The following is a 750-nucleotide window of genomic DNA, read 5'->3' as shown; positions in this document are numbered from 1 at the left end:
AAGTTAGCAAAGCATATGCTTTCGAAGTGAGCTTTACTTCGTAAAGCTTTTAACTCACTCGTTGGTCAGTTTTGAGAGTTCAAACTCTCATGCGTTTGGTGATAATGGCGGAGGGGTTCCACGCGTACCCATCCCGAACACGGCCGTTAAGCCCTCCAGCGCCGATGGTACTTGGACCGAAGGGTCCTGGGAGAGTAGGACGTCGCCAAGCGCAACCCAATTTGGGTTACAACAGCATAATCCCGATTCATTATGGGCCCTTAGCTCAGCTGGTTAGAGCGCACCCCTGATAAGGGTGAGGTCGGTGGTTCGAGTCCACTAGGGCCCACCATTTAACTCCCATCATGAAATCGCTGTAATGGGATATTTATGGGGCCATAGCTCAGCTGGGAGAGCGCCTGCCTTGCAAGCAGGAGGTCAGGAGTTCGATCCTCCTTGGCTCCACCAAACAATTTCATCAACTTGTTGAAATTTCGAACGACATTTGCGTGGTCGTTGCAAAAGTTCAAGTTTGATCTTTGAAAACTGGATAACGAAACGAAATTTGCGTTTTAGAAACATTCCTTTTAGCTGAACTTGTGTCAAAACAAGTTACAACTAGTAGAATGCTGGAGCGAACATATTGGAGATAGGCGATCCTTTGCGAGTCGATTTCAACCTTGTCAGAAGTGATAAGATCAAGAAATCGAGGAGCAACAGAGCGACTAGCTCAATATGCGAGCGAAATGGTTAAGCTACTAAGAGCACACG

2 tRNA genes and 1 rRNA gene are annotated in these 750 nt (G+C 47.2%); all 3 read left to right on the top strand.

From position 1 onward, the window contains the following. The first annotated feature begins 94 nt into the window (after nt 1-94). Nucleotides 95-211 (top strand): 5S ribosomal RNA (gene rrf, locus ACI48K_RS25610). 43 nt (nt 212-254) lie between these two features. After that, nucleotides 255-331 (top strand) — tRNA-Ile (locus tag ACI48K_RS25605). A gap of 40 nt (nt 332-371) precedes the next feature. After that, nucleotides 372-447 (top strand) — tRNA-Ala (locus tag ACI48K_RS25600). Nucleotides 448-750: the final 303 nt, after the last annotated feature.

This window comes from Paenibacillus terrisolis, assembly GCF_056171975.1.
Note: the sequence above shows the minus strand (reverse complement) of the source record. Positions and strands in the feature narration are given on the sequence as shown.